This is a genomic window from Microbacterium flavum (genome assembly GCF_018717645.1).
Classification (GTDB): domain Bacteria; phylum Actinomycetota; class Actinomycetes; order Actinomycetales; family Microbacteriaceae; genus Microbacterium; species Microbacterium flavum.
Genome location: NZ_JAFLHG010000007.1, coordinates 181,476 through 208,461, shown reverse-complemented (window position 1 = coordinate 208,461; position 26,986 = coordinate 181,476). Strand labels below are relative to the sequence as shown.

General features: G+C 71.8%; 27 protein-coding genes and 1 riboswitch. Of the genes, 16 read left to right on the top strand and 11 right to left on the bottom strand.

Features of this window, described 5'->3' with window-relative positions; translation table 11 throughout:
- The first annotated feature begins 8 nt into the window (after positions 1-8).
- Together J0P97_RS09505 and J0P97_RS09500 are read left to right on the top strand one after the other, a co-directional pair.
- A complete protein-coding gene (locus J0P97_RS09505; RefSeq protein WP_215487540.1) occupies positions 9-2,690 on the top strand; it encodes a glycosyl hydrolase family 18 protein in 2,682 nt (893 codons plus the stop codon).
- A 177-nt stretch (positions 2,691-2,867) separates the two neighbouring features.
- Complete coding sequence (locus J0P97_RS09500; protein ID WP_281423662.1) at positions 2,868-4,739, top strand: glycosyl hydrolase family 18 protein; 1,872 nt, start codon at positions 2,868-2,870, stop codon at positions 4,737-4,739.
- A gap of 111 nt (positions 4,740-4,850) precedes the next feature.
- Here J0P97_RS09500 and J0P97_RS09495 read toward each other — a convergent pair whose 3' ends face one another.
- The 4 genes from J0P97_RS09495 to J0P97_RS09480 form a co-directional block, all read right to left on the bottom strand.
- Positions 4,851-5,171 carry a DMT family transporter gene (locus tag J0P97_RS09495; protein WP_215487539.1) on the bottom strand — a complete coding sequence of 107 codons (321 nt, stop codon included), beginning with the start codon at positions 5,169-5,171 and terminating at the stop codon, positions 4,851-4,853.
- 10 nt (positions 5,172-5,181) lie between these two features.
- Positions 5,182-5,246, bottom strand: a riboswitch (guanidine-III (ykkC-III) riboswitch).
- 45 nt (positions 5,247-5,291) lie between these two features.
- A complete protein-coding gene (locus tag J0P97_RS09490) occupies positions 5,292-6,161 on the bottom strand; it encodes a CPBP family intramembrane glutamic endopeptidase (protein WP_372449695.1) in 870 nt (289 codons plus the stop codon).
- Entirely contained in the window at positions 6,158-6,832 is a 675-nt protein-coding gene (gene trmB / locus J0P97_RS09485; protein ID WP_215487559.1) for a tRNA (guanosine(46)-N7)-methyltransferase TrmB, read from the bottom strand. The genes J0P97_RS09490 and trmB overlap by 4 nt, the downstream gene beginning before the upstream one ends.
- 72 nt (positions 6,833-6,904) lie before the next feature.
- On the bottom strand, positions 6,905-7,783 hold the full coding sequence (locus J0P97_RS09480) for a DUF3097 family protein (protein WP_215487538.1): 879 nt from the start codon (positions 7,781-7,783) through the stop codon (positions 6,905-6,907).
- Positions 7,784-7,919: 136 nt separating this feature from the next.
- Between J0P97_RS09480 and J0P97_RS15800 the strand changes: the two genes are divergently transcribed.
- From J0P97_RS15800 to J0P97_RS09460, 4 genes are all read left to right on the top strand, one after another.
- The gene (locus J0P97_RS15800) at positions 7,920-9,950 is read left to right on the top strand and encodes a TPM domain-containing protein (protein ID WP_308163533.1); all 2,031 of its coding nucleotides are present in this window, start codon (positions 7,920-7,922) and stop codon (positions 9,948-9,950) included.
- A 91-nt stretch (positions 9,951-10,041) separates the two neighbouring features.
- Positions 10,042-10,779, top strand: a complete 738-nt coding sequence (locus tag J0P97_RS09470) for a PspA/IM30 family protein (RefSeq protein ID WP_215487536.1) — start codon at positions 10,042-10,044, stop codon at positions 10,777-10,779.
- 155 nt (positions 10,780-10,934) lie between these two features.
- Complete coding sequence (locus J0P97_RS09465; RefSeq protein WP_215487535.1) at positions 10,935-11,792, top strand: arginase family protein; 858 nt, start codon at positions 10,935-10,937, stop codon at positions 11,790-11,792.
- Positions 11,789-12,238, top strand: a complete 450-nt coding sequence (locus J0P97_RS09460; protein WP_215487534.1) for a Fe-S oxidoreductase — start codon at positions 11,789-11,791, stop codon at positions 12,236-12,238. Before J0P97_RS09465 ends, J0P97_RS09460 begins: the two co-directional genes overlap by 4 nt.
- Here the strand turns inward: J0P97_RS09460 and J0P97_RS09455 are convergent, their stop codons facing one another.
- From J0P97_RS09455 to J0P97_RS09445, 3 genes are read right to left on the bottom strand one after another with little or no spacing between them, the layout of a single operon-like run.
- Entirely contained in the window at positions 12,239-12,733 is a 495-nt protein-coding gene (locus tag J0P97_RS09455; protein WP_215487533.1) for an SIP domain-containing protein, read from the bottom strand.
- 40 nt (positions 12,734-12,773) lie between these two features.
- The gene (locus J0P97_RS09450) at positions 12,774-13,550 is read right to left on the bottom strand and encodes a tyrosine-protein phosphatase (protein ID WP_215487532.1); all 777 of its coding nucleotides are present in this window, start codon (positions 13,548-13,550) and stop codon (positions 12,774-12,776) included.
- Positions 13,547-14,035 (bottom strand): carboxymuconolactone decarboxylase family protein, encoded by a 489-nt coding sequence (locus J0P97_RS09445; RefSeq protein ID WP_215487531.1) that lies wholly within the window; start codon positions 14,033-14,035, stop codon positions 13,547-13,549. The genes J0P97_RS09450 and J0P97_RS09445 overlap by 4 nt, the downstream gene beginning before the upstream one ends.
- Before the next feature lie 70 nt (positions 14,036-14,105).
- Here J0P97_RS09445 and J0P97_RS09440 point away from each other — a divergent pair, with 70 nt between their 5' ends.
- The 8 genes from J0P97_RS09440 to J0P97_RS09405 all read left to right on the top strand — a co-directional run bounded on the left by J0P97_RS09440 (position 14,106) and on the right by J0P97_RS09405 (position 21,721).
- Complete coding sequence (locus tag J0P97_RS09440; protein WP_215487530.1) at positions 14,106-15,050, top strand: alpha/beta fold hydrolase; 945 nt, start codon at positions 14,106-14,108, stop codon at positions 15,048-15,050.
- A 126-nt stretch (positions 15,051-15,176) separates the two neighbouring features.
- Positions 15,177-16,685, top strand: a complete 1,509-nt coding sequence (locus J0P97_RS09435; protein ID WP_215487529.1) for an ABC transporter substrate-binding protein — start codon at positions 15,177-15,179, stop codon at positions 16,683-16,685.
- 12 nt (positions 16,686-16,697) lie between these two features.
- Complete coding sequence (locus tag J0P97_RS09430) at positions 16,698-17,648, top strand: ABC transporter permease (RefSeq protein WP_215487528.1); 951 nt, start codon at positions 16,698-16,700, stop codon at positions 17,646-17,648.
- A complete protein-coding gene (locus J0P97_RS09425) occupies positions 17,645-18,682 on the top strand; it encodes an ABC transporter permease (RefSeq protein ID WP_215487527.1) in 1,038 nt (345 codons plus the stop codon). The genes J0P97_RS09430 and J0P97_RS09425 overlap by 4 nt, the downstream gene beginning before the upstream one ends.
- On the top strand, positions 18,679-19,467 hold the full coding sequence (locus tag J0P97_RS09420; RefSeq protein WP_215487526.1) for an ATP-binding cassette domain-containing protein: 789 nt from the start codon (positions 18,679-18,681) through the stop codon (positions 19,465-19,467). Before J0P97_RS09425 ends, J0P97_RS09420 begins: the two co-directional genes overlap by 4 nt.
- Entirely contained in the window at positions 19,464-20,261 is a 798-nt protein-coding gene (locus J0P97_RS09415; protein WP_215487525.1) for an ABC transporter ATP-binding protein, read from the top strand. Before J0P97_RS09420 ends, J0P97_RS09415 begins: the two co-directional genes overlap by 4 nt.
- A gap of 58 nt (positions 20,262-20,319) precedes the next feature.
- Complete coding sequence (locus tag J0P97_RS09410) at positions 20,320-21,378, top strand: M4 family metallopeptidase (protein WP_215487524.1); 1,059 nt, start codon at positions 20,320-20,322, stop codon at positions 21,376-21,378.
- Positions 21,379-21,397: 19 nt separating this feature from the next.
- Complete coding sequence (locus J0P97_RS09405; protein WP_215487523.1) at positions 21,398-21,721, top strand: protealysin inhibitor emfourin; 324 nt, start codon at positions 21,398-21,400, stop codon at positions 21,719-21,721.
- Between the two features lie 9 nt (positions 21,722-21,730).
- Here the strand turns inward: J0P97_RS09405 and J0P97_RS09400 are convergent, their stop codons facing one another.
- From J0P97_RS09400 to J0P97_RS09385, 4 genes are read right to left on the bottom strand one after another with little or no spacing between them, the layout of a single operon-like run.
- Positions 21,731-22,345 (bottom strand): GNAT family N-acetyltransferase, encoded by a 615-nt coding sequence (locus J0P97_RS09400; RefSeq protein ID WP_215487522.1) that lies wholly within the window; start codon positions 22,343-22,345, stop codon positions 21,731-21,733.
- 5 nt (positions 22,346-22,350) lie between these two features.
- On the bottom strand, positions 22,351-23,040 hold the full coding sequence (locus J0P97_RS09395; RefSeq protein ID WP_215487521.1) for a uracil-DNA glycosylase: 690 nt from the start codon (positions 23,038-23,040) through the stop codon (positions 22,351-22,353).
- Complete coding sequence (locus tag J0P97_RS09390; RefSeq protein ID WP_215487520.1) at positions 23,040-23,567, bottom strand: phosphoribosyltransferase; 528 nt, start codon at positions 23,565-23,567, stop codon at positions 23,040-23,042. The genes J0P97_RS09395 and J0P97_RS09390 overlap by 1 nt, the downstream gene beginning before the upstream one ends.
- A 25-nt stretch (positions 23,568-23,592) precedes the next feature.
- Entirely contained in the window at positions 23,593-24,369 is a 777-nt protein-coding gene (locus tag J0P97_RS09385; RefSeq protein WP_215487519.1) for an SDR family oxidoreductase, read from the bottom strand.
- A 150-nt stretch (positions 24,370-24,519) separates the two neighbouring features.
- Between J0P97_RS09385 and J0P97_RS09380 the strand changes: the two genes are divergently transcribed.
- Positions 24,520-25,842: a bifunctional o-acetylhomoserine/o-acetylserine sulfhydrylase gene (locus J0P97_RS09380; RefSeq protein ID WP_215487518.1), complete on the top strand. Its 1,323-nt coding sequence runs from the start codon at positions 24,520-24,522 to the stop codon at positions 25,840-25,842.
- 96 nt (positions 25,843-25,938) lie between these two features.
- Positions 25,939-26,973, top strand: a complete 1,035-nt coding sequence (locus J0P97_RS09375) for a DUF2332 domain-containing protein (protein ID WP_215487517.1) — start codon at positions 25,939-25,941, stop codon at positions 26,971-26,973.
- Positions 26,974-26,986: the final 13 nt, after the last annotated feature.

The window sequence follows — 26,986 nt, the reverse complement described above, 5'->3', positions numbered from 1 at the left end:
GAGGATCCATGACCCATCCCCTTCGCCCCGCGCGCCGGCTCGGCCCCGCTGCCGCTGTCGCCGGCCTCGCCCTGCTGGCGGCGCTCGCGATCGCGCCCAGCCCCGCCGTCGCCGCCGCACCCCCCGCCTCCCCTGCCTGCGCTTCGCCGTGGAGCGCCACCGGTGTCTACACCGCCGGTCAGACCAGTTCGTACCAGAACGTCAACTACACGGCGAAGTGGTGGACGCAGAACAACGTCCCGGGCACCGAGCAGTGGGGACCGTGGGAGTCGAAGGGCGCCTGCGGCACCGCGACGCCGACGCCGACGCCGACACCTACTCCCACGCCCACGGCGACGCCGACGGCGACGCCGACGGCCACCCCCACCGCGACGCCCACTGCGACGCCGACGACCACGCCCACTCCGACGCCGACCCCCACCCCGACCCCGACGCCGACGGCCACGCCCACCCCGAGCCCGAGCGGCACCCCGTGGACGAACAACCCGGATGAGAAGTGCCGTCCGGATGGGCTCTACCAGACCCCCGGCATCAAGGTCCCGTACTGCACGGTCTACGACGAGGCCGGGCGCGAGAAGCTGCCCAACGGGCTGGAGCAGCGCGTGATCGGCTACTTCACGAACTGGCGCACGGGCAAGAACGGCGCTCCGCAGTACCTCGCCGGCGACATCCCGTGGTCCAAGCTCAGCCACATCAACTACGCCTTCGCGCACATCGACGGCGCCGGCGAAGTGTCCGTGAACGCGGATGCCGCGGGCAACGCCTCGACCGACATGACCTGGCCCGGCGACGCCGCCGCGGCGATGGACCCCGCCTACCCCTACACCGGCCACTTCAACCTTCTGAACAAGTACAAGAAGGCCCACCCGGGCGTCAAGACGCTCGTCTCGGTGGGCGGCTGGGCCGAGACCGGCGGCTACTTCGACGCGTCCGGCGCTCGCGTGGCATCCGGCGGCTTCTACACGATGACCGAGACGGCCGCCGCCCGAGAGAAGTTCGCGGAGTCGTCGGTCGCCTTCATCCGCCAGTACGGGTTCGACGGCGTCGACATCGACTACGAGTACGCGACGAGCAACAGCAAGGCCGGCAACCCCGACGACTTCGCCTTCTCTGATGCCCGCCGCGCGAGCCTCTGGAAGAACTACGACGCGCTCATGAAGGCGCTCCGCGAGAAGCTGGATGCCGCCTCCGCCGCCGACGGGAAGTACTACATGCTGACCGTCGCCGCACCCGCCTCCGGCTGGCTGCTGCGCGGCCAGGAGGTCCACCAGGTCGTGAAGTACCTCGACTACCTCAACATGATGAGCTACGACCTGCACGGCGCGTGGAACGAGTACGTGGCGGGCAACGCACCGCTGTTCGACAACGGGGCCGACCCGGAGCTGAAGGCCGGCGGCGTCTACACGGCGTACAAGAACATCGGCTACCTCAACACCGACTGGGCCTACCAGTACTACCGCGGCTCGATGCCGGCCGGGCGGATCAACCTCGGCGTCCCGTTCTACACGCGCGGATGGACCGGCGTCACGGGCGGCACCGACGGCCTCGGCGGATCGGCTCCGCTCCCCGACCAGACGAAGTGCCCCGCCGGCACCGGCGCCGCAATCGGCAGCACCACAAAGTGCGGCAACGGTGCGGTCGGCGTCGACAACCTCTGGCACGACCTGGACGGCAACGGCAACCAGGTCCCCTCGGGCGTCAACCCGATCTGGCACGTGCTGAACCTGCAGAAGGGCATCGTGGGCGACTACGCGGCCTCCTACGGGATCACCGCGACCACCGTCAGCGGATCGTACGTGCACCGCTTCGACGCCACGACGAAGACCGAGTGGTGGTGGAACGCGGGCACGAAGACCTTCCTCTCCGGCGACGCGGACGAGGCGATCACCGCGAAGGCCGACTACGTGGCATCCAAGGGCCTCGGCGGCATCATGATCTGGGAGCTCGCCGGCGACTACGGCTACAACCAGGCCAAGGGCCAGTACGAGATGGGGTCGACGCTCGTCGACAAGATCTATCAGCGGCTGAGCGCCTCCACCCCCTACGGCGCAACGAAGGCGAACGGGGCGATGCCCTCGCAGGCGATCGATCTGCAGGTCTCGTTCACCGACTTCGCGCTCGGGGACAGCAACTACCCGATCAACCCGAAGGTCACGTTCACGAACAACTCCTCCGCGGCGATCCCCGCCGGGTCGACCATCACCTTCGACTACGCGTCGACCGACACGGGCGAGATGAAGGAGCAGAACGGCTGGGGGCTCACGTCCGTGGCGGTCGCGGGCACCGGCGGCAACGTCGGCGGCCTGAAGGGCGACTTCCACACCGCCGCCATCACCGTCCCCTCGGGCGGCATCCCCGCCGGCGGCTCCGCGTACACGAAGCTCTCGTGGTCGCTGCCGATCAGCCAGATCTCGAACCTCCGGGTGAAGATCGGGGCGAACACGTACGCGACGCTGTACGACCTCCCGCGCGGAGTGAGCGTGGTGGCTCCGAGCGCCGGCGGCGGCACCGGAGGCGGTACCGGCGGCGGCGCGTGCACGGCGGCGGCGTGGAGCGCCACCACCGTTTACACGGGCGGGCAGAAGGTGTCCTACAACGGGGCGCAGTGGACCGCGAAGTGGTGGACCCAGGGTGACACGCCCGGCGCCTCGGAGTCCGGTCCGTGGGGAACGGGGGCCGCCTGCGGCTGATCGGACCGCCGACCCGCCGACAGGACGTCGATGACCAGGGGCCGCATACGGGACATCCCGTATGCGGCCCCTGGTCGCGCGGATGAATGTGGAGGATACGGACGCTGAACAGCCGCCCCCGTTCCTAGCCTGACGATATGGCCGGTCCCCTGCCGCGCCTCCCCAGGAAGGATCAGGATGTCACTGAAATCCCGGCCGCACGGCGGCCTGCACCGGATCGCCGCCGCGGCGCTGACGACGGCCCTCGCCGTCGGCGGCCTCGTCGGCGTCGCCGCCACCTCGGCATCCGCCGCGGACCCCGCCCCCGGCATCAACGGCTACCGCAACGTCGGCTACTTCGCCCAGTGGGGCGTCTACGGCCGCGGGTTCAAGATGAAGCAGCTCGAGACCTCGGGAGCGGCCAACGACCTCACCCACATCAACTACTCGTTCGCCAACATCCACAACCAGACGCTCACGTGCTTCGAGGCCAACAAGGCCCAGGGCACGGGACCGAACGGCTCCGACGGCGCCGGTGACGCGTGGGCCGACTACGGCATGGGCTACTCGGCGGCCGACTCCGTCTCCGGCGTCGCCGACACGTGGGACCAGCCGCTGGCGGGCTCGTTCAACCAGATCAAGCAGCTGAAGGCCAAGCATCCGAACCTCAAGGTCATGCTCTCCATCGGAGGCTGGACCTGGTCGAAGAACTTCTCCCGCGCGGCGGCGACGGATGCCTCGCGCAAGAAGCTCGTCTCGAGCTGCATCGACATGTTCATCAAGGGGAACCTCCCCGTCATCGACGGCAAGGGCGGCACCGGCACGGGCGCCGGCGTCTTCGACGGCTTCGACCTCGACTGGGAGTGGCCGGGCTCGAACAACGGTCTCGAGGGCAACTCCGTCGACACGGTGAACGACCGCGCGAACTTCAAGGCGCTCATCCACGAGTTCCGCGTGCAGCTGGATGCCTACGGCGCGACCAACGGCAAGGCGTACCAGCTCAGCGCCTTCCTGCCGGCCAACCCGCAGGACATCGCGTCGGGCGGATGGAACGACCCGGATATCTTCAAGGACCTCAACTACGGCAACATCCAGGGCTACGACCTGTGGGGCGCCTGGGACCCGTCCCTGGCCGGCCACCAGGGCAACCTGTACGACGACCCGAAGGACCCGCGTCCGGCGGACAAGCGCTTCAGCGTCGACAAGGCCGTGAAGGCGTACCTCGGCACCGGCATCAAGCCGAGCCAGCTCGGCATCGGCCTGGCCGCCTACGGCCGCGGCTGGCAGGGCGTGAAGAGCTCGGCGCCGTGGAGCCCGGCCACCCAGGCCGCCCCGGGCACGTGGGAGGCGGGCAACGAGGACTACTACAAGCTGAAGACCCTCGGCACGGACTACTACGACGCGTCGATCGGAGCGGCATGGCGCTACGACGGCAACCAGTGGTGGAGCTACGACAACGCCCAGACGACGGCCCAGAAGGCGGACTACATCGTCGCCAAGGGGCTCGGCGGGTCGATGTGGTGGGAGCTGGACGGTGACAAGAACAACGACCTGATCGGCACGATCGCCGGGAAGTTCCGCGCCGCGAAGACCGGTCCCTCGACCGACCCGGTGACCCCGACTCCGACCCCGACGGCCACACCCACGGCGACCCCGACGGCCACGCCGACGCCGACGGCGACGCCCACCGCGACGCCCACGCCCACGGCGACGCCGACAGCGACACCCACGCCCACGCCGACCCCCACCCCGGGGACGTGCAGCACGGCGGCGTGGAACGCGGCCTCGGTGTACACCGGCGGCGCGACCGTCAGCTACAAGGGCACGCTGTACAAGGCGCAGTGGTGGACGCAGGGCGACGAGCCCACGGCGGGCGGCGTCTGGGTGGCATCCGGCCCCTGCGGCGGCACCGACCCGGGCACGGGCACGACGCCGGCCGCGTGGAGCGCAGCGAAGGTCTACGTCGGCGGCGACCTCGCCACCTACGGAGGCGCGACGTACAAGGCGAAGTGGTGGACCAAGGGCGACGTCCCCGGCGCGTCGACCGACGGACCGTGGGCGAAGCAGTGACGCCCGACCCACTGAAGGACCATTCGCACTGATCCCTCGATCGTGCGGCGGATGCCCGGCCCGAGACGGCCGGGCATCCGTCGTCTGCCCACCCGTCGCCCGGGGTCGGCGTCAGTGCTCGCCGACGAGCTTCAGCCCGACGACGCAGGCGACGAGCCCGAGGATGAGGAGCATCTTCACGATCGAGAACGCCTCGTCGCCCGTGATCATGGCGTAGGCGACGGTGAGCGAGGCTCCGATCCCCACCCACACCGCGTACGCGGTGCCCGTCGAGATGTCGCGCATCGCCCACGCGAGGCCGCCCATGCTGGCCACGAGCGCGACGCCGAAGACGACGGTCGGCCAGAGACGGCTGAACCCCTCGGACTTGCCGAGCGCGGTGGCCCAGACGGCTTCGAGGACTCCGGAGACGATGAGGATGACCCACGACATGGCGTGACCTTTCGGCCAGTCTTGTCGCTCACCGGGTACTGAACCCTCGTCCGGGGACCCTGTCGGAATCCACCGCCCAGTCTAGCCGACGGGCATCCGCCCACCCTGTGCAGACGCCGATCACGGCGAGACGAGGAACAGCCCGTCCAGGAGGCCCGGATTGTGCGCGTGGACGAGCACGGCGAACACGACGGCGTCGAAGAGGAGGTGCACGGTCACCACGTAGGCCAGCGACCGCGTCTTCAGGAAGATGACGGCCTGAAGAAGGGCGAACGGGATGGTCAGCACGGGCCCCCAGGCGCGGTACCCCAGCTCCCACAGGAACGAGACGAAGACGATCGCCTGCAGGACGTTCGCCGAGGCATCCGCGAGGTGGCGCCGCAGCAGCACGAACACCGTGCAGATGAAGAAGAGCTCGTCCCAGATGCCGACGGCGCCCACGCCGACGAACAGCCGCGCGATGAGCCCCGGCTCATCGACGACGGGCCAGTTCCGGTAGACGCCCGAGGTGATGAAGTAGAACGGCAGGATCAGCCAGCCGAGCACGAGGACGGCCGCCAGCCACGCCCACTGCCACCGCGTCCACCGTCCGCCGCCGCGCCACGGGAAGGAGATCGCCCGGTCGCGGTAGACCCAGCGCGACAGCGCATAGGGAACCAGCACGGCGCCGCCGAGGACCACGGTGAACCGGACCATCGACACGTCGTCGAGCTTGGCCGCGAGGGACATCGTGCTGACGATGAGCATGCCGACGGCGATGAGCGAGAGGTCCCGCGTCAGCGACGGGCCGGGCCCCCGGATGCCTCCGCGCTCGATCGCCCAGGAGACGGCGAGACCTGCGGCCAGAAGAGCCGCGCCGAGCCACGGCGAGAGGAGCACGAAGAACGCGGGGGCGGCGAGCGCGACGAGCAGAGCGGGGGCGACGGCCCGCCCGAGCAGCGGTCGCCCCGATGGCCCCTCCGGGACCGACGGTGCGGCGGGAGCCCTCACGAGCGGGGCGCGCGACAGTAGGTCAGGTCGCGGATCTCGCGTCCCTTCGCGAGCCCCTTCCGCTCGAAGGCCGTCATGACGCGCCCCTCGAAGCGGGGCGCCCAGTCGTCGGCGCTCCCCGGGCCGGCAGGGGCGAAGTCCGCGGCATCCGCCATCACGGCGCGCATCTGCAGCGCGTAGTCCTCCCAGTCCGTGGCGAGACGCAGCGTTCCGCCGCCCCGCAGGGCACGGGCGGCGAGCGGCGGGAAGGCGGGCGCGATGAGCCGGCGCTTGTTGTGCTTGGACTTGTGCCACGGGTCGGGGAAGAAGATCCAGATCTCCTCCACCGAGGCCTCGGGGAGGAGGTGTTCGAGCACTTCGGGCGCATTCGCCTCGACGAGGCGGAGATTCGTGACGCCCGCGCGGTCGGCATCGAGCATCGTCCGCGCGAGACCGGCGCGGAAGACCTCGACGGCCAGGAAGTCCGTGTCGGGGGCGGCCGCGGCGGCGTGCACGATGGCGTGCCCCTGACCGGACCCGATCTCCACGACGAGCGGCGCCGTGCGCCCGAACGCGGCCGCGACGTCGAGGACGGTCCCGGGTCGGATGCTCGTGACCGCGTCATCCCGCTCGACATCGACCACGTAGTGCGGAGCGAGCTCCTCCCACGCGCGCTCCTGCGCGTCGCTCATGCGACCGCTGCGGCGCACGAAGGAGACGGGCTTGTCGCGGAAGCGCGGGGCGGGGTCGGTCACTCCCCCAGGCTACTCGCCGCCCGTTCCGCTCCCTGCGCCGGCTGCGGGGGCCGTGACGAAGTCGATCAGCTCCTCGACGCGCCCGAGGAGCGCGGGGTCGAGGTCGCGGTAGGTCTTCACCGCGCCGAGGATGCGCTGCCACGTGCGCGCGATATCCGCCTGATCGCGCGCCGGCCAGCCCAGGGCTCGGCTGACGCCGACCTTCCACTCGATCCCGCGGGGCACCTCCGGCCACGCTCGGATGCCGAGCGAGGCGGGGAGGACGCACTGCCACACGTCGATGTGGGGATGCCCCACGATCCGCACGTGCGCACCGTGCGGTCCGCGCGCGACGGCGCCCGCGATGCGCGACTCCTTCGAGCCCGCGACGAGGTGGTCGACGAGGACGCCGTAGCGGCGCCCGGGTCCGGGCGGCTCGTCGCGGAGCGTCTGCTCGAGCAGGTCGACGCCCTGCAGGTACTCCACGACGACACCCTCGGCGCGGAGGTCGTCGCCCCAGACCTTCTCCACCAGCTCGGCGTCGTGGCGACCCTCCACGAGGATGCGGCTGGCGCGCGCGATCCGTGCGCGGCGGTCCTCCGCGGCGAACGACCCCGACGCGGTGCGGGTGCGGGCGGCGGGTGCCGCCGCGAGGACGGTGAGCTCGACCGCCGCTCCGTCGATCAGGAATCCGCCGCCGAGCGGGAACAGCCGGCGCAGGCCCCGGCGATCCTCGAGCTCGACCGTGCCCGATTGGACGCGCGTCACCGCGCCGCAGAAGCCGTCCCCGGCGACCTCGACGACCAGGCCCGGAGCGGCCCCGACGCGGGCCACCGCCTTCTTCCCGGCGTCGCGCCACCCGGGCGCGAGGACGTCCCCGCCGTAGCGGTCGAATCCGTCGTGATGCATGATTCCTCCGAGGGCGTCACGCTACCCGGAGGCACCCTGTCCGGGCACTCACCGCCGCGGCCTGTTGCCACATGCGCATCGGGGAATAGGATCGGACGGGGGTGCGCCGAACGCCCCGCGAAGGAGGGGGTGCGCCGTGCGCACGCGTCTGGTTCTGGCTTTTCTGACCGCTGCAGCCCTGGTCTTCGGGGGCGCGGCGGTCGCGAGCGCCACGGATCCGATCTCCCTCGCCGGCTCGCGGGTCCTCGACCAATCCGACGTCCTGACGAACGCCCAGGAGGCGGATGTCGAGTCCTCCCTGCTCTCCCTCTCCTCCACCTCCGCCGTAGACCTCTGGGTCGCCTACGTGCCGACGTTCACGAACCCGACGGACCCCGCGGACTGGGCGAACGAGGCGGCGAAGCGCAACGGCCTCGGGCCCAACCAGTACCTCCTCGCGATCTCCACCGACGGTCGGCAGTACTACCTCTCCGGCGATTCGTCCGGGCCGGTCAGCGGCGACCAGCTCGGCGCGATCGAGCAGCAGCGCATCCAGCCGGCGCTCCAGAACGGCGACTGGGCGGGAGCCGCCGTCGCCGCTGCGGACGGACTGGCCGACGCCGTGTCGGGCGGGTCGGGAGGCATCGGATCGGGATCATCCTCCTCGGGCCTCTGGGGCGTGCTCCTCGTGTTCGTGGTGATCGCGCTCGTCGGCCTCGTGATCTTCATCGTCATCCGCTCGCGTCGCCGCAGCCGCACCGCCGTCCCGGGCGGCCCGGGCGCCGGCCAGCTGTCCGGGCCCGATGCCGGCCCCGTCGACCCGCTCGCTGGGGTGTCCACCGAGGAGCTCGCCCAGCGCGCGGCATCCGCTCTCGTCGCGACCGACGACGCCGTGCGAACGAGCGGGCAGGAGCTCGAGTTCGCCCGTGCGCAGTTCGGCGACGCCTCCGCGACCGAGTTCCAGGCAGCCCTCACGAGCGCCCAGAACGATCTCGACACGGCGTTCGCGCTCAAGCAGCAGCTCGATGACGCGACCCCCGACGCCGAAGCGGACACCCGGGCGTGGAACGCGCAGATCATCGACCTCTGCGCGCACGCCAACGCCGAGCTCGACGAGAAGGCGAAGGCGTTCGACGAGCTGCGTCAGCTCGAGCGCAACGCCCCGGAAGCGCTCGCGCGCGTCCAGTCCGAGCGCGGCGCCGTCGCGGAGACGCAGGATGCCGCCGCCGCCGCCCTCACCGCCCTCGAAGCCGTGTACGCCCCGGAAGCCCTCGTCACCGTCGCCGATAACCCCGCGCAGGCCGCCGAGCGACTGCAGTTCGCCGACGAGCACCTCGCCGCGGCCCAGCGCGACATCGGCGCGGGCGACGGCGCCGCGGCCGCGGTCGAGATCCGCGGGGCCGAGGCCGCCGTCGCACAGGCCGACCTCCTGCTGAAGTCGATCTCCAAGCTCGGCGGCGATCTCGCCCAGGGCGAGAAGGATGCCGCGGCGCTCGTGGCCGATATCGAGCACGACCTCGTGGGCGCCGCCACCCTCCCCGACCCCGACGGCCGGCTGGCCTCCGTCGTCGACGGAACCCGGCAGCAGCTCGATGCGGCGAAGGCTCTGCTGGCCGGCCCCGGAAAGCGTCCGCTGGCCGCCCTGGAGGGGCTCTCGCGCACCAACGACCAGATCGACACGCTCCTCGCCGGAGTGCGCGATGCGCAGGCGCAGGCACAGCGACAGGGATCCCAGCTCACGCTCGCCCTCACGCAGGCGCAGGGCCAGGTCTCGGCCGCGGAGGACTACATCACGTCTCGCCGCGGCGCGATCGGCGCGGAAGCGCGCACCCGCCTCGCCGAGGCCGGGGCGGCGCTCGTGCAGGCACGCCAGCTGCAGCAGGGCGACCCGGGCCAGGCACTGCAGTACGCCCAGCGGGCAGGCGACCTGGCCGCCCAGGCGATCCAGTTCGCGCAGAACGACGTCGGCGCCTTCTCCGGCGGGGGCGGCGGCGGAGGCGGCGGGAACATGATGGGCGCCGTCCTCGGCGGCATCCTGATCAATTCGCTCCTCGGCGGCGGAGGCGGCGGTCGCGGCGGCGGCTTCGGCGGTATGGGCGGCGGCGGTCGCGGAGGCGGGGGCGGCATGAGCCCCGGCAGCTTCGGCGGAGGCGGCACCCGTTCACGACGAGGCGGAGGGCGGTTCTGACCCGCTGACCACAGCCCCCTCTCCTCCCCCGACCCCGGATCCCGCCCCCTGACATTCCGTACGACGCACTCCCTTTAGGAAAGGAACACCGATGGCAAAGCAGTCCATTTTCGGTCGCATCTCGACGCTCATGAAGGCGAACATCAACGCCCTGCTCGACTCCGCCGAAGACCCGCAGAAGATGCTCGACCAGCTCGTCCGCGATTTCACGAACAACATCGCCGACGCCGAGTCGGCCGTCGCCGAGACGATCGGGAACCTCCGTCTGCTCGAGCGCGACCACGAGGAGGACGTCCGCGCGGCTGCGGAGTGGGGCAACAAGGCCCTGGCGGCGAGCCGGAAGGCCGACGAGCTGCGCACGGCGGGCAACACGACGGACGCCGACAAGTTCGACAACCTGGCCAAGATCGCCCTTCAGCGTCAGATCAGCGAGGAGAACGAGGCCCGGGCCATCGCGCCTTCGATCGCGGCGCAGACCGAGGTCGTCGCCAAGCTCAAGGACGGCCTGAACGGCATGAAGCAGAAGCTCGTCGAGCTGAAGTCGAAGTCGTCCGAGCTCATGGCTCGGCAGAAGAGCGCCGAAGCGCAGAACAAGGTCCACGACGCGGTCAAGTCGATCGATGTCATGGACCCGACGAGCGAGCTCGGCCGCTTCGAGGACAAGGTGCGCCGCCAGGAGGCGCTCGCGGCCGGCAAGGCGGAGATCGCGGCCTCCAGCCTGGACGCGCAGTTCAACGCCCTCGAGGACGTCGGCGAGCTCACCGAGGTCGAGGCGCGCCTGGCCGCGCTGAAGACCGGCGGAACGGCCGCTCCGGCACTCGAGCAGTAGGCCCCCGAGCAGGCGGCTGACGAGCACGACGAGCTCGCCCAGCAGCCACTCGAACGTAACGACCCGCGAACCCGCTCCGAACCCTCCCCGCGCACGTCTCACGCCGCGACACCCGCGCAGGGAGGGTCCGGGGGTGCGCGGGCAGGGAGGATCCCATGGCGCGTTTTCTCATCGTCCCGCAGTGGCAGGGTTCGCCCGCGGCCCGGGCCATGCATCTCGTCGACGGCGCCGACGCCATCGCGGGCGATCTGCCGCGCGCGGCGACCGTACGGGTCGAGGTGCCGACCTCGGCCGGCGAGGCGCAGGAGACCGGCATCCGACGCTTCAGCGCGCTGGCGCGCACCGGCGCCGCACTCACCGAGGCGCTCGCCGCCGCCCCCCTCGGGGAGCCCGTGGTCGTCGTGGGCGGGGACTGCGGCGTCGCGGTGCCCGCCATCGCGCATGCCGCGGCGGCCGCGGAGTCGCTTGCCGTCGTCTGGTTCGACGCGCACGGCGATCTCCACACCCCGCTCACCTCGCCCTCGGGCGCGTTCGCGGGCATGGCCCTGCGCGCCGTGATCGAGAGCCTCCCTCTTTCCGGCAGCGGATCCGTGCCGCCGGAGCGGGTGTTCCTCGCCGGAGCGCGCGAGATCGACGAGGCGGAGGAGGATGCGCTGGCGCACTCCGGGATCACGCACGTCGACGTCGCCGCGCTCGGTCGCGGCGGGCGTGGGGCGCAGGATGCCGGTGAGGAGGACGGCGCGCAGGATCTCGCCGCCGCCGTCGCCGGGACGGGCGCGACCGCCCTCTACGTGCACGTCGACCTCGACGTCCTCGACCCGGCGACGCTGGCAGGCGTCGCCCTCCCCGTCCCCTTCGGCCTGAGCCTTGACGAACTCCTCTCCGCGATCGCGGCGCTGCGCGCGCGCATCCCGCTCGTCGGCGCCTCGATCTCCGGCTTCGCCCCGGCCTCCCCGGCCGCGGCGATCGATGATCTGGGCGCCATCCTGCGCGTCGTCGGGGCGCTCGCGTGATCGCCAGACCCCCCGCCGGCTGGCGGGAGCGCGCCGAGCGCGCCGTGGCACGCGGCGAATCGGTCGACGCGGTCGTTCCCGCGTTCCTGCTCGACTCGCCGATCAGCCTCCTCGGCTACTGGTGGGGGACGTCGGTCGGATTCGTCTGGGGCGGTCTCTGGTCCCAGGGCCGCGTCGAGCGACGTGCGGGGCTGTGGGTCTTCCGAGGACTCCCCGAGTGGGCGTTCGGGCGAGGTGGCGTCTGCGTCGGCGGGTGCTACCTCACCGGATCCGCTCCCGTGACGGACGCGGTGCTGCGCCACGAGGCCGTGCACGCGCGCCAGTGGCGCCGCTACGGCTTCCTCATGCCGTTGCTCTACCTGATCGCGGGCCGTAATCCGCTGCGCAACCGCTTCGAGATCCTCGCGGGCCTCGAGGACGGCAACTACGTGCCGCGCGGCAGCTGATCAGCGAGCGGTGACGAGGCCGAAGCGCGCGGGCGTCGCGATCGACGCCGCATCCGTGCCGAGCGTCTCGGTGAGGTGGTCGAAGATGTCCGCCGTCCCGAGGTAGCCGCCCAGGAGGTGGATGCGGGTCCCGCCGGCGCACACGCTCTCCTCGGCGCCCGGGCAGAGCATCTCGTCGGACCAGGCGTTCACGGCGCGCGCGAGCGCCTGACCCGGCGCGCACGAGCGTCCGGATCCCGGCTCACCGCTGCGCTGCGACCGGTCGAGCCAGGTGACGATCATGCGCGCGGGCACCGTGAGGTCGAAGATCCAGGAGGCATCGGGCACCTCGACGAAGACGCGGCCCGTCGAGCAGATCGGAAGGGTGGCGACGAGGGTCTCGAGCTCGATGAGCGAGGTCTCGTCGGCGGTGATGAGCTGCTGCACGCGCGCATGACGCGACGCCTTGCAGGCGGTCGTGTCGTGGTCGGCGGAGTGCGCGGTCGGAGAGCTCATGTCACCGCCCACTATACGCCCTGTTTAGGGGAGCCTTACCTCACGTGTCCTCAGCTCGCGGATGTTCGGGCGCCGGCGCAGCGATGAGCGCGCCGCGCAGGTCGGCGAGCTCCGCGTCGCTCATCCCCTGGGCGCGGAGATACCCGGCCGGAGACCCGAAACGCACCGTCAGAGAGTCCAGCACGGTGCGCATGGCGCGCGCCGGCGAGCGCGTCGCGAGCTCCTCGAGATTGCGCGCCTCCGGGTGCATCCGCCGCAGACGGGCGAGGACGAACGCGTTGCGCTCCGGTGAGAGGTGCCCCGCGGTGGCCGCGTAATCGGCGACGACCGCCTCCTCATCCACCCCCGCGGCTGCGAGCATGATCCCGACGATCACGCCGGTGCGATCCTTGCCGGCCGTGCAGTGCACGAGTGCGGGCCGGGTCTCCAGGACGGCTCGGACCACCTCGACGATCCGGTCGGACGACTCGTCGACGAGGCTCCGGTACAGCTGATCCAGGGTCGCGTCGCGTTCGAAGAAGGAGGACGTGGGGCCGGAGAAGAGCGGCGCGCGCAACGTCTCGACCTCCAGCCCCTCGATGCGGCTCGGTTCGAAGGCCACCTCGTCGTCGGCACGCAGATCCACGATCCGGCGTACGCCGAGCGCGCGGAGCTCCTCGCGGCCCTGGTCGCTCAGACGGGCGAGGTGGGCCGAGCGGAAGAGCACCCCCGAGCGCGTCGTCCCCGCGCCGGCGGGGAGACCCCCGACGTCACGGAAGTTCAGCACGCCGTCCACGCCGGCGCCCGCGCCGGACGGGCCGGCTCCGGGGGTCGTCATTCCGCGGGCGCGGCGCCGTGGACGCCGCGGCGCGGCGGGACGGGGTACTTGCCGGCGATCGTGATCCGGTTGAAGGCATTGATCGAGACGAGCAGCCAGCTGAGGGCGACGTACTCCTGTTCGCTGAGGATGCCGCCGACCCGGTCGTAGACCTCGTCGGGCAGCCCCTCCTCGTGGATGAAGACGTAGCTCTCGGCGAGTTCGAGGGCGGCACGCTCGCGGGGGGTGAAGACTCCCGACTCCCGCCAGGCGGGCAGCTGCGCGATCTCGTCGGCGGTCAGCCCCGCCGCCACAGCGCGGTCGACGTGGACCCGCACGCAGTAGGCGCACCCGTTCAGCTGCGACGCGTGGATGAGCGTCAGCTCCCGCATCCGGTCGTCGATGCCCGCCTCCGCGGCGATCGTGCCGACGGTCTGCGCGAACGCCTCCAGCGCGTCGTAGGCAGGGCGGGCCGAGCGGGAGAGGTGGACGCGACGTTCGCTCATCTGCTCAGCTTACGGGCGCATGCCCGCGCCCGGCCTGCAGCCCAGGCGGGGCATGGCGCACAATGGCCGGATGGACGAGTTCTCCTTCCTCCCCGCTCAGGCCGCCGAGCTGGGGGTCGCTCCGCCCCCGATCCGCCGCCTGACCTACGCCCGGGAGGATGGACGGACCGTCAGCGCCCTGCAGTACGGGGACCCGGAGACCGGCGAGTATCCGGACCCGGTCGTGACGTTCCTGCACGGGGCGGGACTCAACGCCCACACCTGGGACACCACGATCCTCGCGCTGGGGCTCCCCGCGCTGGCGGTCGACCTCCCCGGTCACGGCGATTCGTCGTGGCGGGACGATGCCGCCTACACCGGCCCCATCCTCGCCGCGGACATCGCCCCCGCCCTGTCCGCCTGGACGCAGGCGCCGCAGGTACTGGTCGGTCAGTCGCTCGGCGGCCTCACCGCGGCATCCCTCGCCGCCGCGCACCCGGAGCTGGTGCGCGAACTCGTCGTCGTGGACATCACCCCCGGCATCGACCCGAACGGGGATGCCGCCCAGATCGGCGCCTTCTTCGCCGGTCCGCGCGACTGGGCGAGCCGCGACGAGCTCGTCGACCGCGCCCTCGCGTTCGGCCTCGGCGGCACGCGCGAGGCCGCCACGCGCGGGGTCTTCCTCAACTCCCGCGTGCGCGCGGACGGCCGCGTCGAATGGAAGCACCACTTCGCGCATCTTGCGAACACCGCCGCCGACCCCTCGACGGGCTCGGGGACAGGCGCGGATGGCGCGACGGGGCGGTCCGCGATCCGCTCCGCGCTCGCGGCGTCCGGCTGGGAGGACCTCGCGGCGGTCACCGCGCCGATCACGCTGGTGCGCGGCGAGCGCGGATTCGTGACGGCGCAGGATGCCGCGGACTTCCGCAGCCGGGTCCCGGCGGCGACCCTCGTCGACGCGCCGTCGGGGCACAACGTCCAGGAGGAGGCGCCCGTCCTCCTCGCGGCCCTGATCGGCGACATCGCGCGCGCATGACGGCAGATGACCGACCCGCGGCCGTTCCCCGTGCGCCGGGAGCCTAGGCTGTAACCCGCACCGAGTCCATGGACGCGCCCGGCAGCTCCCGATACACGCGCGCGTCCCCGCGAAAGGAACCCCCTCATGCTCCGCCGCACCACCGTCGCTGCAGCCGCTCTCCTCGCGGCCGGCGCTCTGCTGCTCAGTGCCTGCACCGGCGGCACCACGCCGTCGCCCAGCGCCTCCACCGGCGCCCCCGACGCCGACGCACAGGTCGCCGTGCGCCTCGTCCTCGAGCCGAGCAACCTCGACATCCGCGAGACGGCGGGCGCCGCGCTCGATCAGATCCTGATCGACAACGTGTACCAGGGGCTCGTCTCGCGCACCCCCGATCAGGAGATCGTCGACACGCTGGCATCCAGCCACGAGGTCTCCGCCGACGGCCTGACCTACACCTTCACCCTCCGTGAGGGCGTCACCTTCCAGGACGGGCAGGCACTCACCCCGCAGGATGTGGTGTGGTCGCTGCAGCAGCTGAAGGACACCGCCGCGTTCCGCGACTCGGCGCGGCTGAAGAACGTGACGTCCATCACCGCGAACGGACAGGACATCGTCCTGACCCTCTCCGCCCCCGACTCGACCCTCCTGTGGAACCTCACCGGCCGCGCCGGCCTCGTCTTCAAGGAGGGCGACTCGGTCGACCGCAAGACGAAGGCGAACGGCACCGGCCCGTACACCCTCACCGACTGGAAGCAGGGCGACTCGATCACCCTCACCCGCAACGACGCGTACTGGGGCGAGAAGGCGAAGGTCAAAGAGGTCGTCCTCGACTTCATCCCCGACACGCAGGCCGCGCTCGCCGGCGCGCTGTCGAACGAGCTCGACGTCGTCACCGGGTTCGACGCGACGCTGAAGGATCAGATCGAGGCGAACGGGGCGTTCGCGCTGACCCTCGGCAAGTCGACGGACAAGGGCACGCTCGCGATGAACTCGACCTCGGCGCCGCTGTCCGACAAGCGGGTGCGCCAGGCGATCCGCCAGGCCATCGACAAGAAGTCGATCGTCACCGCGCTCGGCGCGGGCCAGACGCTCTACGGCCCCATCCCCGAGCTCGACCCGGGCTACGAGGACCTCGAGTCGACGGCGCCGTTCGACCCGGATGCCGCCCGCAAGCTGCTCGCGGATGCCGGCGCGACGGACCTCACGCTCACCCTCACGATCCCGTCCTTCTACGGCACCACGGTGTCGCAGATCCTCGTGTCGAACCTCAACGACGTCGGCATCACGCTGAAGGTCGACGCGGTGGAGTTCCCGACGTGGCTCAACGACGTCTACGTCAACAAGGACTACGACCTGAGCTTCGTCCTGCACACCGAGGCGCACGACTTCGAGAACTGGACGAACCCGGACTACTACTTCACCTACGACAACCCCGACGTGCAGGCGCTGTACGCGAAGTCCGTCGCGGCGACCGACCCGAAGGCTGCGGCCGACTTCCTGACACAGGCCGCGAAGATCGTCGCGGAGGACCAGGCCGCCGACTGGCTGTACAACGGAGCATCCGTCGTCGCCATCGCGCCCACGGTCACCGGCTTCCCCACGGTGAACACCAACGAGCGGATGAACCTCGCCGACCTCGCCAAGAGCCGGTAACGAGAGCCGCAGGTGCTCCGGTACGCACTGACGAGGCTGGCCCTGCTGCTGCTGGGCCTCGTCGTCGCCAGTGCACTGATCTTCCTGACGCTGCGGGTGCTCCCCGGCGATGTGGCCCAGCTCATCGCCGGGGTGAACTCCACCCCCGAGCAGATCGAGGGGATCCGGCAGCGCCTCGGGCTGAACGAGCCGCTCCTCACGCAGTACCTCACCTGGATGGGCGGAGTCGTCCGCGGCGACCTCGGCGTCTCGCTCCTCACCGGCGCTCCGGTGGGGGGCGAGCTCGCGCAGAAGGCGCAGGTGACGATCCCCCTCGGCCTCCTGGCGATGACGGTGGCCCTCCTCATCGCCCTCCCGTTCGGGGTCGTCTCCGCCCTCCGACGCGGACACCGCGACGGCACACTGCTCAGCGTCGGCGCCCAGACCCTCGCGGCGGTCCCCGTCGTCTGGGCGGGCATGATGCTCGTCCTCGTGTTCGCGGTCTGGCTCGGCTGGCTGCCCGCACAGGGGTTCCCGCGCGGCGGCTGGGACGACCCGGGGCTCGCGTTCCGGTCCCTGCTGCTGCCGGCCATCACGATCGGGGTCATCGAGGGGGCGATGCTCATGCGCTTCGTCCGATCGGCGACACTGCAGGCGACGGGGCAGGACTTCGTCCGCACCGCCGCGGCGAAGGGACTCACCCGCACGCAGGCGCTCCTCCGCCACGGCCTGCCGAATGTCGGGCTCTCGATCATCACCGTGCTGGGGCTGCAGGTCGCCGGCATCATCGTCGGCGCCGTGGTGATCGAGCAGCTGTTCAGCCTCCCCGGGATCGGGCGGATGCTCGTCGCCGACGTCGGTCAGCGCGACCTCCCGAAGGTGCAGGGCGAGCTCCTCGTCCTCACGGGGTTCGTCCTCGTCGTCGGCTTCCTCGTCGACCTCCTCCACCGGGTGATCGACCCGAGGCAGCGGGAGGCGGAATGACCCTTCGACGAGCTCAGGAACCGGGTCGCGCTCGGAGACCGGGCGACCCTTCGACAAGCTCGGGGACCGAGCGGGCGGGCTCGGGGACCGGGCGGGCGGGCTCGGGGACCGGTCGGGCGGGCTCGGGGACCGGTCGGGCGGGCTCGGGGACCGGGCGGGGGCGGCTGGCGTGGCTGCGGCGGCTGTGGGCGCTCTCCACCGGGCGGTTCGGCGTGATCGTGGTCCTCACGATCGGGCTCACCGCGCTCCTCGCGCGATTCTGGACCCCGTTCGATCCGCAGCGGGTCGACGTCGCGGGCCGGTGGGATGCCCCCGGCATCCCGCACCTCCTCGGCACGGACGGGTCGGGGCGAGACATCCTCAGCCTCCTCATGGCGGGCGCGCGCACGACGGTGTGGGTGGCGCTCGGCGCGGGCCTGGTCGCGACCCTCATCGGCCTCGTCCTCGCCGCCCTCGGCGCACTCACGACCCGGTGGGTCCGGGAATCGGTCGCCGTCCTCGTCGACATCCTCATCGCCTTCCCGGTGCTCCTGATCGCGATGATGCTCTCCTCCGTGTGGGGAGGGTCTCTCTGGGTCGTGATCGTCTCGGTCGGCATCGGCTTCGGCGTGAACATCGCCCGCGTCACCCGGCCGGAGCTGCGCCGGGTGCTGCACAGCGACTTCGTCGTGGCGGGGCGCGCCTCCGGCCTCACGCCGTTCCAGAACCTGTGGCGCCATCTGCTGCCGAACGTCGCGCCGGTCTTCATCGTGCAGCTGTCCTGGGGAATGGCGGTCGCCGTCCTCGCGGAGGCCGGTCTCAGCTACCTCGGCTTCGGCGCGCCGCCCACCGAGCCGAGTTGGGGGCTCCTCCTGAAGGACCTGCAGACCTATATCTCCGTGCACCCGCTCTCGGTCGTGTGGCCGGGGCTCGCGATCACGCTGACCGTCCTCGGCCTGAACCTCCTCGGCGACGGGCTGCGCGAAGCGACCGATCCCACCCTGTCGCGACGCCGGTCCGCCGCGGCGGCGCCGCAGCCGGCGGTGGTCTCATGAGCCTCGAAGTGCGTGATCTCGTCGTGGAGATCGACGGCCGCCGCGTCGTCGACGGCATCTCGTTCGACGTCGCCGACGGCGCTCGCGTCGGCCTCATCGGCGAGTCCGGATCGGGGAAGTCCCTCACCGCGCTGGCGATCCTCGGACTCCTCCCCGACGGCGCGACGGCGTCGGGCAGCGTCCGCTGGGACGGGCGAGAGCTCATCGGCCTCCCCGATCGCGCCCTGGCCGAGCTGCGCGGCGACGAGATCGGCATCGTCTTCCAGGAGCCGCGCACGGCGCTGAACCCGATCCGCACGGTCGGCCGGCAGATCGCCGAGTCCGCCCGCATCCACGAAGGGCTCGGGCGGCGCGCCGCGGCGGAGCGGGCGGTGGCCGAGGCCGAGCGGGTGCGGCTCCCGGACCCGGCCCAGATCGTCCGCCGGTATCCGCACCAGCTCTCCGGCGGGCAGCGCCAGCGCGTCGCGATCGCGATGGCCCTCGCCTGCCGCCCGCGGCTGCTCATCGCGGACGAGCCGACGACCGCCCTGGACGTCACGATCCAGGCGGAGGTGCTCGACCTCCTGCAGGGCCTCGTCGAGCGGGACGGGATGTCGCTCGTCTTCATCACCCACGATCTCGCCGTGCTGTCGCAGGTCGCGACGGACGCCGTCGTTCTCGAGGATGGTCGTGTCGTCGAGCAGGGCCCGCTGACGCGTCTGCTCACGGCGCCGGCATCCCCGATCACGCAGGGTCTGCTGCGGGACGCCACCGCGACGGTGTGGAAGCCGGGAGGCACCCGATGACCGCTCTCCTACAGGGCCGAGAGCTCGGCCGCGTCTTCCGCGAGCGCGGGACGCGTCTGTTCGAGCGCGCGAAGCTCACCACGGCCCTCGATGACGCCGACGTCGACGTCCATGAGGGCACCGCGGTCGGGATCATCGGCGAGTCGGGGTCGGGCAAGTCCACCCTCGTGCGGATCCTCCTCGGGCTGGATGCCCCGACGTCGGGCACCGTGACCTTCGACGGTCGCGCCGTGGACGCGCGCGCGTCCGCCCGCTCGCTGCACTGGCTGCGCCGCGAGACGGGCATCGTCTTCCAGGATCCGTACGCCTCGCTCGACCCGCGGATGAGCGTGGGGCGGATCGTCGCCGAGCCGCTCTGGGCCCTCGGCCTCGACGGCGACCGGCGCGCGCGCGTCCGGGAGGTGCTCGAGGATGTCGGGCTCGAACCCGGCATGGCGAACCGCTACCCGCACGAGTTCTCCGGAGGCCAGCGGCAGCGGATCGCGCTCGCCCGCGCCCTCGTCCATCGCCCGCGCCTCCTCGTCGGCGACGAGCCGCTGTCGGCCCTCGATGTCACGGTGCGCGCGCAGATCCTGGAGCTGCTGCGCGAGCTGCGCGCGGCGCAGAACCTCACCCTGGTGATGGTCTCGCACGACATCGGCATCGTGCAGAACCTCTGCGACGAGGTCATCGTGATGAAGGACGGTCGCATCGTGGAGGAGGGCCCGACGGAGAAGGTGCTGCTCGCGCCGCAGGTGGCCTACACCCGGCGACTCCTCGCCTCCATCCCCGTCATCGACCCGACCCGGGGCTGAGGGAGCGCGCACCGCGGGAACCCCGGCGCATGTCGGGGCCTCGGCGTAGGGTGAGCGCATGCGCGCGATCGTCCCGCCCTACCTCCTGTCCCGGCTCGCCTCCGCCGATGCGCCGCACCTCGCGCACGCCGCCGAAGCCGCCCGCGCGACGCTGGCCATGCCGCGGGTCTACCACTCCGCGCGCGTCAACCTCGACGTCTCGGTCGAGGGCGACGCCCTCGTCTTCGAGGGGTCGCCGGCTCCCGATCGCATCATCTCCGACGCGCAGCGGCGCGAGGTGCTGCCCGGAGTGCAGGTGCGCACGGAGGACGGCCCCGCCTCGGCGGACGCATCGGTCGAACAGGCCTTCGCCGGGCTCGGCGACACGTTCGACTTCCTCTGGGATGCGTTCGCGCGCGCCTCGATCGACGGCGCGGGGGGCACCCTGGCCGCGACGGTCCATTACGGCGAGAACTACGACAACGCGTTCTGGAACGGCGAGCGGATGGTGTTCGGCGACGGCGACGGCGAGGTCTTCACCGGATTCACCTCCTCGATCAGCGTCATCGCGCACGAGCTCGGCCACGGTGTGGTCGAGTTCAGCGGCGGGCTCGACTACCAGGGCCAGTCCGGCGCCCTCAACGAGTCGATCGCGGATGTCTTCGGCGCCATGACCGAGCAGCACACGCTCGGGCAGAGCGCGGCGGAGGCGACGTGGCTGATCGGCGCGGGCATCTTCACCGATGCGGTGCAGGGGGTGGCCCTGCGGTCGATGAAGGCGCCGGGCACCGCGTACGACGACGACGTCCTCGGGCGCGACCCGCAGCCGGCGCACATGCGGGACTACGTGCAGACCAGCGAGGACAACGGCGGCGTGCACATCAACTCCGGCATCCCCAACAAGGCGTTCCAGCTCGCGGCGGTCGCCCTCGGCGGGGCGTCCTGGGAGCGCGCCGGGCGCATCTGGTACCTCACGCTCACCGGCGGCGCCCTCGCCCGCGACGCCGACTTCGCGGCGTTCGCCGCCGCCACCACGCAGACCGCCGAGCGGGAGTACGGTGAACAGTCGGAGGAGGTCGCCGCCGTCCGCACCGCATGGGGCGCCGTCGGCGTGAGCATCGGTGACGCAACAGCCTGATCACGACGACGAGACGGTCGTGAGCGTGACCGTCGCACGGTCCGGCGGCATCGCCGGGATGACGCGACGCTGGGCGGCCGCAGCCCCGCCCGGCGACCCGCAGACCTGGACGCGCCTCGTCGACGAGTGCCCGTGGGATCAGTGCGGGGATGACGGCGCCGCAGCGGCGCGGGCGACGCCCAGCGCTCCCCCGCGCGGCGCGGACCGGTTCACCTGGTCGGTCGAGGCGGTGGTGGGCGGCGGCTCCCCGCGGCGCGCGGCGCTCCGCGAGGGCGACGCGTCCGGCCCGTGGCGGACGCTCATCGACGCCGTCCGCGAAGCCGCAGCGTCCTCGCCCCGCTGACACGCCGGTTCACCGCTTGCCGAAGAGCCCGCGCTTCTTCTTCACCGGTGAGAGCTGGCGCTGCAGGTAGATCGTCCCCAGCCACCGGCCGAACTTGAATCCGACGCGGCCCATCCGCCCCACCTCGACGAAGCCGAGCTTCTCGTGCAGCGCGACCGACCCTTCAGCGCCCTTGTCGCTGATGACGGCGACCATCTGATGGATGCCGGCCTCCTCGGATGCCGTGATGAGCGCCTCCAGGAGAGCTCGTCCGAGCCCCTTGCCGGTCGCGGCGTGCCCGAGATAGATCGAGTTCTCGACGCTGTAGCGGAACGCCGACTTGGCCGACATCGGCTGCACGAGCGCATACCCGAGGATCTGGCCGCTCGGACCCTCGGCGACGAGGAAGGGCATGTCGTGCTTCGCGAGGAATGCGACCTTCTCCCGCCACTGCGCCAGGGTCCACTTCTTCTCGTCGAAGGTGACGACGGAATTCGTCACGTAGTGGTTGTAGATCTCCCGGATGTCGGGGATGTCGCTCTCGCGCACCGGACGGATCTCATACGTGAACGGCCGCTCGGACTCGGCCCGGCGCAGGTGGAGCGGCAGACGCCGCCGCGTCTTGTCGTACTCCTCCTCCAGCATGCGCGTCAGCCTACGCGCCAGTCGACCGGCGCCGCGCCCAGGCCGGTGAGGAGCTCGTTGGTCCGCGAGAACGGCTTCGATCCGAAGAACCCGCGACGGGCCGACAGCGGAGACGGATGCGCCGACGCGACGATCGGTGTCTCGCCCAGCAGCGGCCTCAGGTTCGCGGCATCCTGCCCCCACAGGATCGCCACGAGCGGGGCGTCGCGCCCGACGAGGGTGCGGATGGCGTGCTCGGTCACCTTCTCCCACCCCCATCCGCGATGGGAGGCCGGGGCCCCCGGGGCGACGGTGAGCACGCGGTTGAGGAGCATGACGCCCTGATCGCTCCAGGCCGAGAGGTCGCCGTGCGATGCCGGGGGGATCCCCAGGTCGTCGTGCAGCTCGCGGTAGATGTTGCCGAGGCTGCGCGGAAGGGGCCGCACGTGCCGGTCCACGGCGAAGGACAGCCCGATCGGATGGCCGGGCGTCGGGTACGGGTCCTGCCCCACGATGAGCACCCGGACCTCGTCGAGCGGTCGGGCGAAGGCGCGGAGGACATGGTCCCCCGCCGGCAGGTACGACCGCCCGGCGGCGGTCTCCGCGCGCAGGCGGTCGCCGAGGGAGGCGATGTCGGGCGCGACGGGGGCCAGGGCGGCCGCCCATCCCGGGTCGATGAGTCCGTCCGCGGCCAGCTCGTCCAGCGACCTCGCCATCAGGCGCTGGCGCCCGTGTGCGAGGTCGCGCCGCCGTCCTCCTCCGTCACCGTGCCGCGCGCCGACCAGGGGAAGTCGATCCACCGGTCGGTCTCGCGCCACGAGTAGTCGGGGGATGCCACGGAGCCGGGCTTCGTGTAGATGCAGACCGACCGCACGTCGGCCCCGGCCTCCTCGAGCATCGTGACGGCGAGCGCCAACGTCCGCCCGCTGTCGGCGACGTCGTCGACGAGGAGGACGCGCTTGCCGGGGAGGTAGCCGAGGTCGAGGTCGGGGGGCAGGAGCGCCGGCGCCTCCAGCACCGTGCCGATGCCCGTGTAGAACTCGACGTTCAGAGCGCCGCAGCTCTTGACCCCGAGACCGTACGCGATGGCGCCCGCTGGGAGCAGCCCGCCGCGGGCGATCGCGACGACGACATCGGGGATGAACTCATCGGCGACGATCCTCCGGGAGAGGTCGCGGGTCGCGGCGCCGAAGCCGTCCCAGGTGAGGATCTCGCGGTCTGCGGGGGCGTCGTCGTGCGTCACCCCTCCAACCTAGACCGGGAGCGGATCAGCTGCGCGGGCGGAGCTGCCCGCGGGCGAGAAGGTGCTGCGCGGACTGCGCGACAGGGCGCATGGTCACGAGGTCCAGGTTGACGTGACCGGGCGCGTTCAGCGCGAAGGCCACCACGTCGGCGACATCCGCCGCGGTCAACGGATCGGCCACGCCGTCGTAGACGCGTTCGGCCTGCGCGCGATCGCCGCCCAGCCGGTTGAGCGTGAACTCCTCGGTGTAGACCATCCCCGGCGCCACCTCGGTGACACGGATCGGCTCGCCGTTCAGCTCGAGCCGGAGGGCGTGCACGAGCATCGCCTCGCCCGCCTTGGCGGCGTTGTATCCCGCACCGCCCGGGTAGGCGGTCTGCGCGGCCGTCGAGGTGACGTACAGGGTGTCGGCGTGTCCGCCCTCCCCGATGCCCGCCCGCAGGAGCGGCAGGAGTGCCGCCGTGAGGAGCTGGGCCGACATCACGTTCGCCTCGAACATCCACCGCCAGTCCTCGGGCTTGCCGTCCTCGACGCGGTCGGTGCCGCGCGCGCCGCCGGCGACGTGCACCAGCGCATGGACGTCGCCGGTGGAGGCCAGGTGCTCCGCGAGCGCGGCGACGTCGGCCTCGCGCGTCAGGTCGGCGGCGAAGGATGCCGAGCCCACCTCACCGTCGAGCGCGTCGAGCCGGTCGGCGCGCCGGGCGACGCCGACGACGTCCCAGCCGCTCGCCCGCAGCGTGCGCACCACCGCCTCGCCGATCCCCGAGCTCGCTCCCGTCACCACTGCGCGTCTGGTCGTCATGCCCCCACGCTACCCGGCAGACGCCCGCGCACCGTCCCACGCATTGTGACGTCACATGTCCCCCGCATTGTCGCCGCAGGGAGGCGGTCGTACGTTTGGTCGTGGCCCCGGCATCCGCCGCCGCCGACCCGAAACCCGCAGGAGCACGACATGTCCGCAGCCGAGAACTGGCGCTTCGAGACCACGCAGATCCACGCCGGTGCCGCGCCGGACCCGGTCACCAAGGCCCGTGCCACCCCCATCTACCAGACGACCTCGTACGTCTTCGACAACGCCGACCACGCCGCGAACCTCTTCGCCCTCGCCGAGTTCGGCAACATCTACACCCGCATCCAGAACCCCACGCAGGATGTCGTCGAGCAGCGCGTCGCCGCGCTCGAGGGCGGCACCGGTGCGCTCCTGGTCGCCTCGGGCCAGGCCGCCGAGACCTTCGCGGTGCTGAACATCGCGGAGGCGGGCGATCACATCGTCTCGTCGTCCTCGATCTACGGCGGCACCTACAACCTCTTCAAGTACACGCTCGCCAAGCTCGGCATCGAGGTCACGTTCGTCGAGAACCAGGACGACGCCGAGGAGTGGCGCCGCGCGGTTCGCCCGAACACGAAGCTCTTCTTCGCCGAGACGATCGGCAACCCGAAGATCAACGTCCTCGACATCCGCACCGTCGCCGACGTCGCGCACGAGGCGGGCGTCCCGCTCATCGTCGACAACACGATCGCCACGCCGTACCTCATCCGCCCGTTCGAGCACGGCGCCGACATCGTCGTCCACTCGGCCACGAAGTTCCTCGGCGGTCACGGCACGGTCATCGGCGGTGTCATCGTCGACGGCGGCACCTTCCCGTGGACGGAGCACGCCGACCGCTTCCCGGGCCTGACCACCCCCGACCCGTCCTACCACGGCGCCGTCTACACCCAGGCGGTCGGCGACGCGCTGGCGTACATCATCAAGGCGCGCGTGCAGCTGCTGCGCGACCTCGGCGCCGCCATCTCGCCGCAGAGCGCGTGGCTGCTGATCCAGGGCATCGAGACGCTGTCGCTGCGCATCGAGCGCCACGTGCAGAACGCGCAGGAGATCGCGGAGTGGCTCGAGAACCACGACGACATCGCCTCGGTGAACTACTCCGGACTGCCGACGTCGCCCTGGTACGCCGCCGCCAACCGCTACGCGCCGAAGGGCGTCGGCGCCGTCCTGTCGTTCGAGCTCAAGGGCGGCGTGCAGGCCGGCCGTGAGTTCGTGAACACGCTGGAGCTCTTCAGCCACCTCGCCAACATCGGCGACGTGCGCTCGCTCGTCATCCACCCGGCATCCACGACCCACTCGCAGCTCACCCCCGAGCAGCAGCTCACGACCGGCGTCACGCCCGGCCTCGTGCGCCTGTCGGTCGGGCTCGAGAACGTCGAGGACCTCAAAGCCGACCTCGAGCAGGCTCTCGCCGCCGCGCGCAAGGTCTCCGAGGCCGCGCGCGCCTGAGCGGAGGTCTCCCCGTTGGGAGGCGCCGAACTGCGGGTCGCATCGCGACTCATCCGCAGATCGGCGCCTCCGAACGCGTGCGCGTATCGTGAGCGCATGACGACGGATGCCGCGTCCATCGCCGCCGCGTACGACGAGTTCGGCCGCCGCTGGGCGCCGGACACCTCGCCGCTCTACGCGGACTGGGCGCTCGGCGTCGCGAGCGACCGCGCACTGCTCGACCGGCTCGCCGCGCTGCCCCGGCGCGAGCAGCAGCCGAACCTCGTCTTCGCGGCGGCGCGGTGGGTCGGATGTCCGCTCCTGCCCTGGGCGCAGATTCGCGACGAGGTCCTGGCGCGCTGGGACGAGATCGTCGCCGTCGGCGCCGCGCGCTCGGTGCAGACGAACGAGCCGGGCCGCTGCGCCACGCTGCTGCCGCCCCTGTCCCGGCTGGACGGACCGCTCGCGCTGCTGGAGGTCGGCGCCGCCGCGGGGCTGTGCCTCTTCCCGGACCGCTGCAGCGTCGAGTACGCGACGCCGGACGGTCCGCGTCGGGTCGATCCGCCGGACGGGCCGAGCCCCGTTCTCCTCGCGTGCGGCGTCGACGACGCGGCATCCGTCCCCACCCGGATGCCCGACGTGATCTGGCGTCGCGGCATCGACCTGCACCCGATCGACACGCGCGACCCCGACGCCGTGGCCTGGCTCGAAACGCTCGTCTGGCCCGGGCCCGACCACGACACCCGCGTCGGCAGGCTGCGCGCGGCGGCGTCGGCCGTGGCATCCAACCCGCCGGAGATCAGCCGCGGCGATCTGCTCGACCTCCTCGCCGATGTCGCGCGCTCGGCGCCGCGCGAGGCGACGCTCGTCGTCTTCCACAGCGCCGTCCTCCTCTACCTCACGGCCGAGGAGCGCCGCCGCTTCGCGAGCCTCATCGACACCGTCCGCGCCGACCTGCCGCAGCGCGTCGTCTGGCTCGCGAACGAGACGGCGGGCACGCTGGCCGCCATCGACGCCGGGCTTCCGCTCGGCGTGCGGACGGACCACCGGTTCGTGCAGTCCGTCGACGGGATCCCGATCGCGATGGCCGGACAGCACGGCGCGCAGTACGAGACGCGCGCGTTCGGCACGCCCCCGCGCACCGCGGCGTAACACGCCGCGCGAC